Raw genomic sequence first — 13801 nt, forward strand, 5'->3', positions numbered from 1 at the left:
CAGGGCTAGCTGTTGCGGGCGGGACGTTGATGACGGCAGCGTGGCGCGACGTCGGACTCGATCGAGCTTCCAGCGGATGGCGTCTCAGGATTCGCGGACGAAGCTCGCACAGTCCGGATAGTCCTCGAGATATCGATGGCGACACTCGGCGGTGTGCTGCAGAAAAGTGATCGCCTGTTGCCTTTGGACGATCTCATCTTCGAGGGCCGCGATCTTCGCCTTCACGATCGTCTGTGCTGTTGACTTCTTCGGCGCCATGGCGGCGATCACCTCGGGCAGCGAGAGCCCAACGCGCCGGAGTTTCAACACCGTGCGTGCCTGCTCGATAGCGCTGTCGTTGTAGGTGCGGTGGCCGTTTCCATCGCGGTCCACGGTGAGTGCCCCAACATGTTCCCAGTGCCGCAGCACGTGAGCTTCGACGCCGAGTTTTGCGGCTACTTCGCCGATCGTCTGCTTCCCTGCACCTTTTCAAGCAAACTCGCCGATCTCGTGAAAATTGACCCACGATTCCGTCAACGAGAAACGATCATCCGACTTGTCTGGCGATCAGACAGCAATCCAGATGAGTTTTCGTCGGCTGCCTGGATTGCTACTCGCGGGACGCTACGGCGGAGGGGTCAGCGGCCGCAGGTGAGTGGATGTTGGTCGCGGCCCAGGTGCCGAGCAGAGTCATCGCGTCGGCGGAGGGAGTCGCTGGTTCCACGGTGTAGAAGTTGATGACCAGGCCGGGGTCGGCGGGTAGGGGCATGGTTTCGTAGCCGATGGTGATGTCGCCGACGACGGGGTGGTGGAAGGTCTTGGTGCCGGTGTAGTGCAGGCGCACGTTGTGTTTTGCCCACCGGATCCGGAATTCCTCGCTGCGAGTGGATAGTTCGCCGACGAGGTCGGAAATTCCGCGGTCGTAGGGGTCGCGTCCGGCGTCGGTGCGCAGCAGGTTGACCGCGCCGTCGGCCATGAGGTCCCAGTCGGGATAGAAGTCGCGGGCGCGGGGGTCGAGAAAGCAGAACCGTACGAAGTTCACCGGTTTGGCGACGTCCGGCGCCAGCGGGTCGGGGTAGAGGGGGCTGTAGAAGGCGTAGCCGAGCCGGTTGGCCACGACGAGGTCATGGCGTGCGCTGCGGATGAACGCGGGCCCGCTGTAGGTGTCGAGGAGTTGCCGTACGCCGGGTCGGAGCGATTTGCTGGTACGGCGGGGGCGGCGTTGTGGGCTGGTCAGGGCATTGCGGTGTAGGTCGAACAGGTGTGAGCGTTCGGCGTCGTCGAGTTCGAGTGCGCGGGCGATGGCCTCGAGGACCGATTCGGAGACGGTGTTGACCTTGCCGCGTTCGATCTGGATGTAGTAGTCGACCGAGAGCCCGGCCAGGGTGGCGACTTCTTGGCGGCGCAGGCCGGGGACGCGGCGTTTGCCTGCGTCGTAGACCGGGAGCCCGACCTGGTCGGGGGTGATCTTGGCGCGGCGTGAGGCCAGGAACTGGCCGATCTCGGTGGCGCGGTTGCTCGACTCCATGATGTCGAGGCTAGGCGGCTGGCCTGCGTGTTTGCCAGGTTCTGTGAGAGGGGTGCTGTCAGCACCCCTCTGATCCTCACCTCCCATGACCGTCGTCGGCGGCGTTGCATGGGTTGCGGAGCTCGACGGCTCCGCTTCCGAAATTCTTCGACATCGACGAGGTGAGATGAGCACGCCGAGCATCGACCAGCCTGCGGCACGGCACCGGTTACCGGTGCTGGTGTACGTGCTGGCTGCCGGGATTTTCCTGATGGGCACGACCGAGTTCATGATCGCCGGACTGCTGCCGGATGTAGCCGCCGATCTCGGGGTCGACATCGCCCGCGCCGGACTGCTGGTGACCGCTTTCGCGGTGGGGATGATCATCGGGCCGCCGGTCATGGCGCTGGCCACGCTGCGCCTGCCCGTCCGCGCGACGCTGATCGGTGCGCTGGCGGTGTTCGCGGCCGGGCACGCGGTGGCCGCGCTCAGCGACTCGTTCACCGTCGTCATGGTCTCGCGTGTGGTGACCGCGCTGGCGACCGGCACGTTCTGGGCCACCGGCGCGGTCGTGGCCGCGGCGGTCGCCGGGCCGGGGGCCAGTGCGCGGGCGCTGGCGGTGATGTCGGGCGGGTTGAGTTTGGCCGTTGTGGCGGGGGTGCCGCTGGGTACCTTCGCGGGGCAATTCACCGGCTGGCGTGGCCCCTTCTGGATGCTCGCGCTGCTCGCTATGCCGGCCTTCGCGGCGGTACTGCGCTTCACCCCCACCGCGGCTCGTGTCAGTGGCGCGCCGGTGTCGGTGCGTGCTGAGGTCGCCGCGGTACGCCCGTGGCAGGTGTGGGCGGTCTTGGCCGCGATCACCCTGGCCCAAGCTGGGTTTCTGGGCGCCTACAGCTTCATCAGCCCGTTGCTGACCGACCGCGCCGGCATCCCCGCCTCGCTGGTGGCGCTGGTGCTGGTCGGATTCGGCATCGGCGCGCTGGCCGGCACCGCGGCCGGAGGCCGGGTCGGGGACCGGTGGCCGCTGGGCACCATCGCCACCGCGATCACCGCTACCTCGATCTTGCTGCTCGTGCTCGCCGCGACCGCGAGCCAGTCGATGGTCGTCGTTGCCGTGGTCGTGGTGCTGGGAGCCTCAGGGCTGGGCGCGAACCCGGTGTTGATTGCGCAGACCATGCGCTTCGCTGGGAACGGATCGAGGCTGGCGTCCTCGCTGGCGACCGCAGCGTTCAACCTCGGCACCGCCGCCGGCTCGGCCCTGGCCGCGACGGCTCTGACCACACCGCTCGGTGTCACCGGCCCCGCGGTGCTGGGCGCAGCGATCACCGCGACCGCTCTGGTCCCGATCGGCGTGCTCGCCGTGATCCGCCCCCGGTCGGCTGCCGACGACACTCCGACGCGACCCGGAGCGCACACCGCCCGTGTCCTGGCCGGAGTGAGCTGAACCATGTACCGCCTCCTCACCGACGGGAGCTCTTGTCTTATGCGCCTGCGAACCACTCTGGCCGTCGCGAGCCTGCTCGTGGTCGCGGTCGTGAGCACTGCCTGCTCGAACCCATCCCCATCGCCCACACCCGCCACCGCGAATTCACCCGCCGGCGCCACGCCGTCGGTGGCGATAGCCGGCCAGGAGGACACCTACATGCAGATCCGGTTGAGCACCGGTGCTGGCGAGGTCACCGCCCGCGTCTACGACAACGCAACCGCCCGCGACTTCGCGTCGCTGCTGCCGCTGACCCTCGACGTCCATGACCTCGGCGGCCGAGAGAAGGCAGGAACCCTGCCTCGTGAACTCGCCGCGGGTCAGGGCCAATCCGGCTATCGCGCCGGCCAGCTCGGCTATTGGGCGCCCAGTCACGACCTGGCCGTCTACTACCTCGAAGACGGCTTCCGCGTCCCCTCTCCGGGGATCGTGATGATCGGCGAAATCGAAACCGGCCTGGACGCGATCACCGCCGAATCCGCCGGAGCCACCCTCACCATCACCGCCGCCTGACCCGACAACGAAAGGACACCCGTCGTGAACCCCACCTATGACTTCACCGGACAGGTCGCCTTCGTCACCGGCGCCGCCTCCGGCATGGGCCTGGCCACCGCCCGCGCCTTCGCTCGGGCCGGCGCCGCGGTGACTCTCACCGATGTCAACGACGATACCCTCGCCACCGCCGGTGCCGAGCTGCGCGCGGCCGGACACCAGGTTCTCACCGTGCACTGCGATGTCTCCGACGAAGACCAAGTCGCCGCCGCCGTCGCCGCGACCGTCACCGAGTTCGGGCGTCTGGACCTCGCCTACAACAACGCCGGTATCCAGTCCCCGACCGTCGATGCCGCCGACGAACCAGGCGAGGTGTTCGACCGGGTCACCGGCATCAACCTGCGCGGCGTCTGGGCATGCATGAAACACGAACTCGCCCAGATGCGCGAACAGGGTTCCGGTGCGATCGTGAACTGCTCGTCCCTCGGTGGGCTGGTCGGGCTGCCCGGACGCGCGGCCTACCACGGCGCGAAACACGGCGTCATCGGCCTGACCCGTTCGGCCGCACTGGAATACGCGCCGCGCGGGATCCGGATCAACGCCATCTGCCCCGGCACCATCGAAACGCTGATGGTCACCAAGATGTTCGACTCCGGTGACCTCGACCCTGCCCAAGTGGCCGCCGACGCACCGATCGGGCGACTGGGCACCGCCGAGGAGATGGCCGATGCCGTGTTGTGGCTGTGTAGCCCCGGCGCCTCCTACGTCGTCGGCGTGGCCCTGCCCGTCGACGGCGGCTACACCGCCCGCTGACACCCCCGAAGCCACCGAGAGGACACAACCCCCATGCGTGGAGTAGTCATGTACGCCCCCGGCGACGTCCGCGTCGTCGACCGCGAAGACCCCAAGATCATCGAGCCCACCGACGCGATCATCCGACTCACCGCCACCTGCATCTGCGGGTCGGACCTGTGGCCTTACCGAGGCATCGAACCGGTCGACCACACCCTCATGGGCCACGAATACGCCGGCATCGTCGAAGAAGTCGGTGGCGACGTGCGCACCCTGGCGGTCGGGGACTTCGTTGTGGGCTCGTTCTGCATCTCCGACAACACCTGCGAGATCTGCCGCGCCGGATTCCAATCCCGCTGTGTGCACGGCTCGTTCGTCGCCGGAGCGATCGGCACCCAGTCCGAACTGGCCCGCATCCCCTTCGCCGGCGGCACCCTCGTCGCCACCCCGGCCATGCCCGAACCCGACCTGATTCCGTCGCTGCTGGCGGCCTCCGACGTGCTCGGCACCGGCTGGTTCGCCGCCGATGCCGCAGCCGCCGGGCCCGGCAAGACGATCGCCGTCGTCGGTGACGGCGCCGTCGGGTTGATGGGGGTGCTCGCGGCGAAACAGCTCGGTGCCGAACGCATCATCGCGATGTCGCGCCACGCCGACCGCCAAACACTGGCCCGGGAGTTCGGCGCGACCGACATCGTCGAAACCCGCGGCACCGAGGGCGTCGCCGCGATCAAGGACCTCACCGGCGGGCTCGGTGCACACGGCGTCATCGAAGCCGTCGGCACCCAGGAATCGATGATGCAGGCCATCAACTCCACCCGCCCCGGCGGCCACGTCGGTTATGTCGGTGTCGCCCACGACGGCGTCACCCTGCCCGCCGACCAGCTGTTCTTCGCCGAGGTCCACCTCCTCGGCGGCCCGGCGCCGGTGTGCCGGTTCCTGCCCGGGCTCATCGACCGTATCTGGAACCGCAGCATCGACCCCGGCAAGGTCTTCGACCTCGCCCTGCCCCTGGACCAGGCCGCCGAAGGCTACAAGGCGATGGACGAACGCCGCGCCATCAAAACCCTGCTCACCCTCTGACCTCTCCGAACACCCGCACCAGGAGCACCCCATGAACACCACGACCACCACACCGCGCCGACGTCCCCGGCACTGGGCCCGCATCACCGGAGCCGGTATCGCCACACTCGCCGTCCTGGCCGCCTCGGCCTGCTCCGGCGCCGACACCACCACATCCGCCGCGCCGGTCACCCCGATCGCGGGCCTGGCCTCCGGCGACCTCTCCAATGGTGCGGACAACTTCTACACCAGCGACCAGGTCACCACGACCCCTGTGACGTTCAAGAACCAGTACCAGATGGACGTCACCGGCAACCTGTTCGTCCCGAAGAACCTCGCCCCCGACACCCGCGCCGCTGCCATGGTCGTCGGACACCCCATGGGCGCGGTCAAGGAACAATCGGCCAACCTCTACGCCACCAAGATGGCCGAGCAGGGCTTCGTCACCCTCGCCCTGGACACCACCTTCTGGGGCGGCAGCGACGGCAACCCTCGCAACGCCGTCGCTCCCGACATCTACACCGAAACCTTCTCCGCCGGAGTCGACTACCTCCGCACCCTCGACACCGTCGACCCCGAACGCATCGGCGCCCTCGGCATCTGCGGCAGCGGCAGCTTCGTCATCTCCGCCGCCAAGATCGACCCCCGCATCAAAGCCGTCGCCACCGTCAGCATGTACGACATGGGCGCGGCCAACCGCAACGGACTGGGCCACTCCGTCACCGCCGACCAGCGCCAGCAGATCATCGCCCAAGCCGCCGCCCAACGCGACATCGAATTCCGTGGCGGGCCGGTCGAATACACCGGCGGCACCGTGCACGAACTGACCGCGAACTCGACCCCGGTCGAGCGCGAGTTCTACGACTTCTACCGCACCCAACGCGGCGCGGTCACCCCCGAAGGCGCCACCGCCGACACCACCACCCACCCCACGCTTTCCAGCAACACCAAGTTCATGAACTTCTACCCGTTCAACGACATCGAGACCATCTCCCCGCGCCCGATGCTGTTCATCACCGGCGAGAACGCCCACTCCCGCGAATTCAGCGAAGAGGCCTTCCGCCTCGCCGGGTACCGCAAGGAACTGGTCATCGTGCCCGGCGCCGGACATGTCGACCTCTACGACCGCACCGAACTGATCCCGTTCGACAAGCTGACCAGCTTCTACATCGAGAACCTCGCGTAGCCAGGTAGTACGTCGTCGACTGCGGCCCGGCTTGCAAGCAGTGCGCATGCCGGGCCAACCGCGCGTCCGGCACCTGCAAGAACGTCGTGTAGGTGGGACCACACCCCTGCCGGGGAGCCCGGACCCGGCGCGCTGCACTTTCACTACCGGGGCGGAGGCATCCTCGGGTCCAGAGTGATCATCGTCGTGCTCGGGGTCGACAACCGGGCCAGGCTCCTGGTCTGTTCACGCTTCTGCCGCAGGTAGGTCAGGGTCAGGTCGATGCCTTCGATCTCCCCGGCCCAGCCCTCACGCGCGGCTCGGGCGCGCCGCGCGATCAGATCGGCCTTGATATCATCAAGGCGCGCAAGCATTTTCGGGTTGATCGTCAGCATCGGGCACCGGATACAAGCGTGCTCATGCTGGCACGGCGCCCCGTACGGGCGCGCGCACCCGCCGAGCTCGACCTTGCGCTGGTCGAAGTGCTCCTCGAACTCACTCCACTCGTCCTCGGTAACCGCGGTGTATTCCTCGGCCGGGCGCAGGCGCCGCCGGGCGGCGAGGTGAGCTTGATAGTGCCGCACCACGTCTTCGTCGAACACGGTGACGTAGCCGCGGAAGGTATCGAGGTCGAGGTGCCCGAGCAGTGCCGCGCCGATATGGACCGCGAGTGAAGTTCGGAACGATGCTTCACCTTTGTGTGGCTCGGCTCTGCTCGGCGACCCAGGCAGCGATCTGGGCACGTGAGGTGAATCCGAGTTTGGTCAGTATGTGTTCGACGTGTCCTTGAGCGGTGCGCTGGGAGATGCTGAGGCGGGCGGCGATGGCCCGGTTGGTGAGGCCGTCAGCGATGAGGTCGGCTACCTCCCGCTCTCTTGTGGTCAGCGCCGTCGGGGGATTTGGACCGGGGGTTGTTACGGCCTGTGGCTGCTCTCCCAAGGCGTAGTCGGTCGCGGCATCGAGATCGCGCGATGCGCCTTCGCGGTAGGCGGCCTCGAAAGCTCGCAGACCCAGCGTGCGACGGGCCCTTCGCTCGCAGTGCTCATGGTGGATCGCCAGGTTGGGAAACGGAACTGTGGAGGTGCCCGTCGACTGAGACAATGCCATGGCGGCCCCGAGTAACACGGTGGCACGTCGCGCGTTGCCCTGCGATTCCACAATCCACGCCAGCGTTTCCAGGGCTATAGCGGCCATGAGCGGGTCTTTCTGCTGCCTGCTCAGGTGTAGCCACTGCCGGAGAAGCCGCAGAGCCCGGTCGCCATCCCCGTGGCGCCACGCGGCAAATGCAGTGGCCCAGAGCGCATATGATCGGTGTAGGGAATAGCCATAGGATTCGATTATCGCGAGGGCCTTTTCGTGGTACGAGAGAGCTGTGGCGCAGTCCTCCTGAAGCGCATGCACCCATCCGAGGCCGAGCAGGGCCCAGACCTGCCCAGAGACGTCGCCCTGCGCAGTAAACGACTTGAGCGCGGCTTCCAGGGGGGCATGTGCGCGCGGAGGGTCGCCAGTGCTGACCGCGTGAAGGGCTCTGGTGAGATCCGCGAACGCGTGTACGACTGGGTGCTCGGTCCCTTCAGCGAGCGCTTGCGCCTGCATAACCAGTGCGGATGCCCCGCGGGGATCGGCTTGGGCTGCGGCCACCATGTTGGCACGCCACAGAGCCTTAGCGCGTACCGTCGTGGCAGTGGCGGGTCCGCCGGCGAGGGCGCGGTCGAGCCAATGCCGTGCCTCAACGACCTGGCCGCGGGAGAACCAGAACAGTTGCAAGGCGGCAGCGAACGATAATGCGGCGTCGGGTTCCGCTTCCGTGTCGGCCAGGCAGAAGTCCAGCGCCTCGCGCAAGTTTGGTTGCTCGCGGTTGAGGCGGGCAATCCAGTCCAGATGGTGGGGGATAATCCCATCGGTGTCGGCGGACTCGGCGAGTTGCCGATACCAGTCCCGGTGCCGTCGCCGCAATTCCGTATACTGGTCGACCTCTTCGAGTTTGTTGCGGCCGTAGTCGCGTACCGTCTCGAGCAGCCGGAACCGCACCGCCGAGCCCGATTCCTCCCGGATCAGGATCGATTTCTCGACCAAGGCGGTGACTACGTCGAGCAGGTCTTCTGCTGCGATGTCGTTCCGGCACACCTGTTCGGCGGCGTCGAGTTCGAAGCTCCCGGCGAAGACCGACAGCTGTGCCCAAAGTGATTGTTCAGCGGGCGTGCACAGTGAGTAGCTCCAGTCGATGCACCACTGCATGGTCTGCTGGCGGTTCGGCGCGCTGCGGCTGCCGCGGGTCAGCAGCGCATACCGATCGGTGAGTCGCTGCAGGATCTGTTCGGGTGTGAGCGCCCGCAGGCGGGCTGCCGCCAGCTCGATCGCCAGCGGTAGTCCGTCGAGGTGATAGCAGATTTCGGTCACGGTGGTGACGTTGTTCTCGGTGAGCGCGAATCCGGGTACGGCGGCGGCGGCCCGTTCGACGAACAGCGTGACCGCGTCGTAGCGAGGTGCGCTTCGCAGCGACGGCTGCCGTTCCAGATCGGGAACTTTGAGTGGCCGCACCCGCAGCACTGCTTCCCCGTCGACGCCCAGCGGTTCGCGGCTGGTAGCGAGGATCCGCAGGTTCGGACAGGTCCGGAGCAAGCTCCCGGCGACCTTCGCTGCCGCGTCCACGATTTGTTCGCAATTGTCGAGAACCAGTAGCAGTTGCCGCCGCCCCAAGTAGTCGATCAGCGCATCGAGCACCGGCTGTTCTCGCGGGCGCATCCCCACAGCGGCGGCGATTACTCCGGGCAGTAGGCCACCGTCGTGCAGCTCTCCGAGTTCGACAAGCCACACCCCATCCTGGAAGTCTCGTTGTGCACGGGTCGCGGCGCGCGCCGCCAGTCGGGTCTTGCCTACCCCGCCGACCCCAGTTAGCGTCACCAGTCGGCAGCTCGCCAGCAGGCTCTTGACCTCGGTCAGTTCCGTGCGGCGGCCGATGAAGCTCGTCAGTTCGAGAGGAAGGGACCCTCTTCCTGTGATTCCCGAACCGAACTGCGAGGAGCCCCACACCGGCGAGGGGCCTGTAGTCAGCGGGATCAACGAAACCGGGGCGCTCTTGTGCTGCTCGGCCCCTGATTCGGTCATGATCGCCATCTGATCGACAGGCCATCCGTGTCGGGCCTGCAGCTGCTGCAGTTGCTCGCCCAACGTCGCTATAGGTGGCCGCTGCTCGGGGGCGTGAGCCATGGCATGTTCGATCACCAGCGAAAGGTCTTCGTCGACGCCGTGCTCGCGAAGATTCGGCCTCGACTGGGTGGCTATCCGCACGAACTGGGCGACCACTTGCTCGCCGCTGCGTCGCTCGAACGCTGCATGCCCGGTGAGCGCGGCGAACAGCGTGGCGCCGAGTCCGTAGACATCGGCTGCGGGTGTGGGTGCCTCACCCTTCAGCATCTCCGGCGCGGTGAACGCCGGCGAACCCGTGACCGTGCCAGTGGCGGTACGGAACCCGTCGGGGATTCGTGCGATGCCGAAATCGGTCAGTGCGGGCTCACCGTAGTCGGTGATCAGGATGTTGCCGGGTTTGACGTCCCGGTGCAGGATGCCGAGCCGGTGCGCGGTTTCGAGTGCCCCGGCCAGCTTCACTCCCAGCCGCAGTGTTTCCTGCGCTGACAGCGGACCGTGACGACGGATCCGGGTGTCGAGGGAATCCTGCGGATAGTAGGGCATCACCAGATAAGGGTGACCGGAGGTCGTGGTGGTGCCGACCTGCAATACGCCCACGATGTTCGGATGTCCGGTCAGTCGGCCCATCGCCCGTTGCTCCCGGACGAACCGCTTCTGGTTCCCCTCGTCGATGTCGGCGGTTAGAACTTTGACCGCGACGGTCCGGTCAAGGGCCTTTTCCGTGCACTTATACACCACGCCGAATCCGCCGCGCCCGATGTCGTGTGCGTCGGTGAATCCGGCTGCTGCCAGCTCCGCCGTGATCTCGGGGGTCACGGCGCGCTGAGTTTTCAACGGGTCGATCTTGCCCATACGCCGGTCCTGTTTGGTGGCCTATACAAGGATATCGCGCGGATCGGTTCGTCGCTGTGCGCTTGATGCCCGAGTTGCGGTTCGACGATGGCGCTATCGTAGCCGGGCGGGGCGCATAGCCCCTGACGCCTGTATGTTAGCACTGCGAACCATCTGGGTACGGTGAACGCATGTACGACAGGATGCAGAGTCGGGCGGGCCGTCCGCGGGATCGCGGACTGGACGCCGCGTTACTGGCCGCTGCGGAACAGTTGGTCGTTGAGCGCGGCTACGGCGCACTCACCTTGCAAGCGGTAGCCGACGTGGCGGCAACGAGCCGTCCGGCCTTGTACCGTCGCTTTTCGGACCGAGCTGCCCTCGTCATGGCACTGCTGATCGACAGGTATGGACTGGATCCGGGCGCAGAGGATCTAGGCGGACTCGAATCCGAGATGCTGGCCATCCAGCGCCACCAGATGGGATTGTTCAACGACCCCCTCGTGCGCATGGCGGTGCCGGGCTTGCTGGAGGACCTGTCCCGGAGCCCGGATCTTGCTCGTCGTTTCCATGAGCAATTCCTGAATCCCCGACGGGTCTCAACCGCGGCGATCCTGGATCGCGCGGTGGAACGGGGTGAGATCGTCCCGGGAACCGACCCCGAATGGATCTGTGACTTGATCACCGGACCGATGCTGATGCGTGCGCTGATTCCGACGTTGGGGCCAATCGACGAAGAGTTGGTGCAGCTGACCGTCCGCTCTGCGCTGGATGCCGTCGGCTACCCGCGTATAGCCGATTGTGGTTGACACCACATCCTCGGCTCGTCTATTTTTAATTCCATTACATGACGTAATGGAATTGATTGGAGGCGTCATGCGCGTTGATGTGGAATTCACCAGTGGGGGCGTGACCTTGCGCGGGTGGTTGTATAAGCCGCAGGCAGCAGTGGCCGGGGTGCCACTGGTGGTAATGACACACGGCTTTGCCGGGGTCAAAGAGTGGGTGGCGCCGTTCGCCGAGGTCTTCAGCAAGGCTGGCCTCGCGTGCCTTGTATATGACCACCGCGGGTTCGGGGCCTCCGACGGTGAGCCGCGATACGAGGTGGACCCGACGGCGCAGATCGACGGCTATCGTGATGCGATCACCTTTGCGCAGACCTTGGATGGTGTCGATCCGGATCGTATTGCGGTGTGGGGCACCAGCTTCGCCGGCGCGCACGCGTTGGTTGTCGCGGCCATCGACCGGCGTGTTCGTGCTGTGGTCTCCCAGGTGCCGCTGACCCACGGGTGGGCTACGTTCACTCGGCTGGTATCTCCGATCGCCATGCCCGCTGTGCATGACGCCATTGCGGCCGACCGCCTCGCCCGGGCTGCCGGCAAGCCGCACCAGATGATCAAGTCGGCCTCTGATGATCCCGCCGATTTGGTCGCGATGCCGGGCGACGAGGTCTATGAGTGGCTGATGGCGAACGGGCCGCGGATTCCTACCTGGCGGAACGAAGTCACCCTCTCCAGTGTGGACAAGCTCCAGTCATACGCCCCGGAAGCGTTCCTGAGGCGAGTTTCACCGACGCCACTGCTGATGATAGTCGCCAACGACGACACGCTGACACCGACGGACATCGCGCTGACCAGCTATGCCGATGCGTTGGAACCGAAACAGCTCGAACTGCTGCCCGGCGGCCATTTTGCAGTGTACGGCGAACGGTTCGACCAGGCGTCCAGCGCAGCTTGCAACTTCCTCCTCACACAGCTGGCCCGCTGATCGCACATTGGACTCGAGTTGCGGGGCAAAGTTTACATTCTGCGGCGGATGGTGCCGGTGAAAAATTATCGACGCCAGCGCCCGCCCACACAAATAGAGTTTGCACTCGGAACGCAAGATCAGCCACATACTCACCAACATGGGGTGCCGTTAAGGGTCGTGTCAGGGGCGGCAATGTTCGACGTCGACCCGCTGCGGATGCGCACCCGCGAGGGCATGGCCGTGGCCCGCGCCAAAGGCTGCCTTCGTGGCCGGGCGCCCAAGCTCTCAGCCAAGCAGCGCACCGAGCAGCTGCGGCGTATGCACGCCACCGGCGAGTACACCATCACCGACATCGCCGAAGTGCGACATCCGTCTGCCGCTCCCTCCGACGCGGCAACGCCACGCGGCCTGCGGTGACACCGCCATGAACGGGTAGGGGACGGGGTGCGGTTCAGCAGGGCCATTGCCGATCTATTTCGTCAGCGGATAGTCCCGAAGATGCTTCGGACGGGCGAGGCGGCCGAACACCGTGCGAGGCTCACGCGTGAGATCGGTGAGGGGGCAAAGACGGCTGCGCGGGAGGCGGAAAACGCCGACCTGGCGGGTGAGAGGCAGGTGCTTGGAAGTGAAGCCGCGTCGATGACAGCGGAAGAACGCACCAGCCAGGCTGGTCGCGGCTTCGGAAACAGCACTGGCACCCGCCTAGCCGCCATATACGGCGACCGGCTCAGAATTATCGGGTATGGGCGCGCTACGGAACGGCATCTACGTGACTTGGAACGTCTCCCGGACAGCTTCCATAACAAACTCCTCGAATACTTCGCCAGCCACCCCGAAGGCGGCATCGATATTATCGACGGCCCGGTCACCGACGTCCTGCCCGAACTTCGCGGAGTAACACCACGCGGATGGCCCCGCAAAAAGACCTGGGACGGCGTACCAGGACTGTACAATAAGTCAACGCGCCGAGTGGTCCTCGGCGGCAGGGGCAAACACGATTGTGTTTCCCTGGCTGTGCATGAGACTGGTCATGCCTTCGACAGGGCCATCGGCAACGCGTCCGAGTCGGTAGAGTTCAGGAAACTGTACGACAAGATGGATACAAGGGAGCCTTACTTTGCTCAGCCGGGTAACGCCGGCCGGGAAGAAACCTTCGCTGAGGGGCTTGCCGCCTGGGCACTTAACCGCCAGATGCCACCCGATTACCGAGCTAACGCCATCGCCGAGGCACTCGACATAAGCAGAAAAAATAGACAGGCTCAGGGGACTCTACTCGACAGCTACTTCTCGAACCTCCAACACCGCCTCGAGCCGCACCCGCTCTAAAAGGGGACGATTCACATGAAGGCAACACGCAACTCCGACGGAACCCTGACGGTGCCGATGCGCGCCGAAACCAACGAAATAATCGGTGACGCTCTCGTCACGATCGGTCCAGACCATCCCGACTACGAGGCATGGGACTCCTGGCTACGCAGGCAAGGGGAGAACAACAATGCCTAATCTCGATTTCCGGCAAGACCCGGTTCCGTTTCGAACATCTCAGGCACGCACGGCAACGGTCCCGGCCTTCACATCGCCATGCACGCCCTAACGC

At 65.9% G+C, this 13801-nt stretch carries 15 protein-coding genes; 11 read left to right on the forward strand and 4 right to left on the reverse strand.

The genetic code is table 11. From position 1 onward, the window contains the following. Nucleotides 1–84 precede the first annotated feature (84 nt). Nucleotides 85–447, reverse strand: coding sequence for a MerR family transcriptional regulator (locus ON21_RS10595; RefSeq protein WP_039797557.1), 363 nt, complete (start codon nt 445–447; stop codon nt 85–87). Between the two features lie 142 nt (nt 448–589). Beyond that, the gene (locus tag ON21_RS10600; protein WP_039797559.1) at nt 590–1507 is read right to left on the reverse strand and encodes a helix-turn-helix transcriptional regulator; all 918 of its coding nucleotides are present in this window, start codon (nt 1505–1507) and stop codon (nt 590–592) included. A gap of 166 nt (nt 1508–1673) precedes the next feature. Between ON21_RS10600 and ON21_RS10605 the strand changes: the two genes are divergently transcribed. Genes ON21_RS10605 through ON21_RS10625 form a run of 5 tightly spaced genes read left to right on the forward strand, consistent with a single transcriptional unit; the run spans nt 1674 to nt 6498 of the window. After that, on the forward strand, nt 1674–2930 hold the full coding sequence (locus ON21_RS10605; protein WP_051020660.1) for an MFS transporter: 1257 nt from the start codon (nt 1674–1676) through the stop codon (nt 2928–2930). A 39-nt stretch (nt 2931–2969) separates the two neighbouring features. Further along, nucleotides 2970–3482 (forward strand): cyclophilin-like fold protein, encoded by a 513-nt coding sequence (locus tag ON21_RS10610; protein WP_039797560.1) that lies wholly within the window; start codon nt 2970–2972, stop codon nt 3480–3482. Nucleotides 3483–3506: 24 nt separating this feature from the next. Next, nucleotides 3507–4274 (forward strand): SDR family oxidoreductase, encoded by a 768-nt coding sequence (locus ON21_RS10615; RefSeq protein ID WP_039797561.1) that lies wholly within the window; start codon nt 3507–3509, stop codon nt 4272–4274. 33 nt (nt 4275–4307) lie between these two features. After that, nucleotides 4308–5333 carry a zinc-dependent alcohol dehydrogenase family protein gene (locus ON21_RS10620; RefSeq protein WP_039797562.1) on the forward strand — a complete coding sequence of 342 codons (1026 nt, stop codon included), beginning with the start codon at nt 4308–4310 and terminating at the stop codon, nt 5331–5333. Between the two features lie 31 nt (nt 5334–5364). Then, nucleotides 5365–6498 (forward strand): alpha/beta hydrolase, encoded by a 1134-nt coding sequence (locus tag ON21_RS10625; RefSeq protein WP_039797563.1) that lies wholly within the window; start codon nt 5365–5367, stop codon nt 6496–6498. A 143-nt stretch (nt 6499–6641) separates the two neighbouring features. On the opposite strand, the gene ON21_RS39595 is transcribed toward ON21_RS10625, so the two are convergent. Beyond that, the gene (locus ON21_RS39595) at nt 6642–6872 is read right to left on the reverse strand and encodes a hypothetical protein (RefSeq protein WP_218004059.1); all 231 of its coding nucleotides are present in this window, start codon (nt 6870–6872) and stop codon (nt 6642–6644) included. A gap of 24 nt (nt 6873–6896) precedes the next feature. On the opposite strand from ON21_RS39595, the gene ON21_RS39600 reads away from it, so the two are divergent. Beyond that, nucleotides 6897–7151: a hypothetical protein gene (locus ON21_RS39600; protein WP_218004060.1), complete on the forward strand. Its 255-nt coding sequence runs from the start codon at nt 6897–6899 to the stop codon at nt 7149–7151. A gap of 16 nt (nt 7152–7167) precedes the next feature. Here the strand turns inward: ON21_RS39600 and ON21_RS10635 are convergent, their stop codons facing one another. After that, nucleotides 7168–10479, reverse strand: coding sequence for a protein kinase domain-containing protein (locus ON21_RS10635; RefSeq protein WP_039797564.1), 3312 nt, complete (start codon nt 10477–10479; stop codon nt 7168–7170). A 170-nt stretch (nt 10480–10649) separates the two neighbouring features. Here ON21_RS10635 and ON21_RS10640 point away from each other — a divergent pair, with 170 nt between their 5' ends. The 5 genes from ON21_RS10640 (at nt 10650) to ON21_RS38330 (ending at nt 13707) form a co-directional block, all read left to right on the forward strand. Then, nucleotides 10650–11264: a TetR/AcrR family transcriptional regulator gene (locus tag ON21_RS10640; protein WP_083880537.1), complete on the forward strand. Its 615-nt coding sequence runs from the start codon at nt 10650–10652 to the stop codon at nt 11262–11264. A 46-nt stretch (nt 11265–11310) separates the two neighbouring features. After that, nucleotides 11311–12222, forward strand: coding sequence for an alpha/beta fold hydrolase (locus ON21_RS10645; protein ID WP_039797565.1), 912 nt, complete (start codon nt 11311–11313; stop codon nt 12220–12222). A gap of 174 nt (nt 12223–12396) precedes the next feature. Next, nucleotides 12397–12621 carry a hypothetical protein gene (locus ON21_RS10650; RefSeq protein ID WP_051020663.1) on the forward strand — a complete coding sequence of 75 codons (225 nt, stop codon included), beginning with the start codon at nt 12397–12399 and terminating at the stop codon, nt 12619–12621. An 81-nt stretch (nt 12622–12702) separates the two neighbouring features. Continuing rightward, entirely contained in the window at nt 12703–13530 is an 828-nt protein-coding gene (locus ON21_RS10655; RefSeq protein WP_157170786.1) for an anthrax toxin lethal factor-related metalloendopeptidase, read from the forward strand. A gap of 15 nt (nt 13531–13545) precedes the next feature. Beyond that, nucleotides 13546–13707, forward strand: a complete 162-nt coding sequence (locus tag ON21_RS38330) for a hypothetical protein (protein ID WP_157170787.1) — start codon at nt 13546–13548, stop codon at nt 13705–13707. The last annotated feature ends 94 nt before the right edge of the window (nt 13708–13801 follow it).

Origin of the sequence: Nocardia araoensis NBRC 100135 (genome assembly GCF_000308435.1) — a bacterium.
GTDB classification, from domain to species: domain Bacteria; phylum Actinomycetota; class Actinomycetes; order Mycobacteriales; family Mycobacteriaceae; genus Nocardia; species Nocardia araoensis.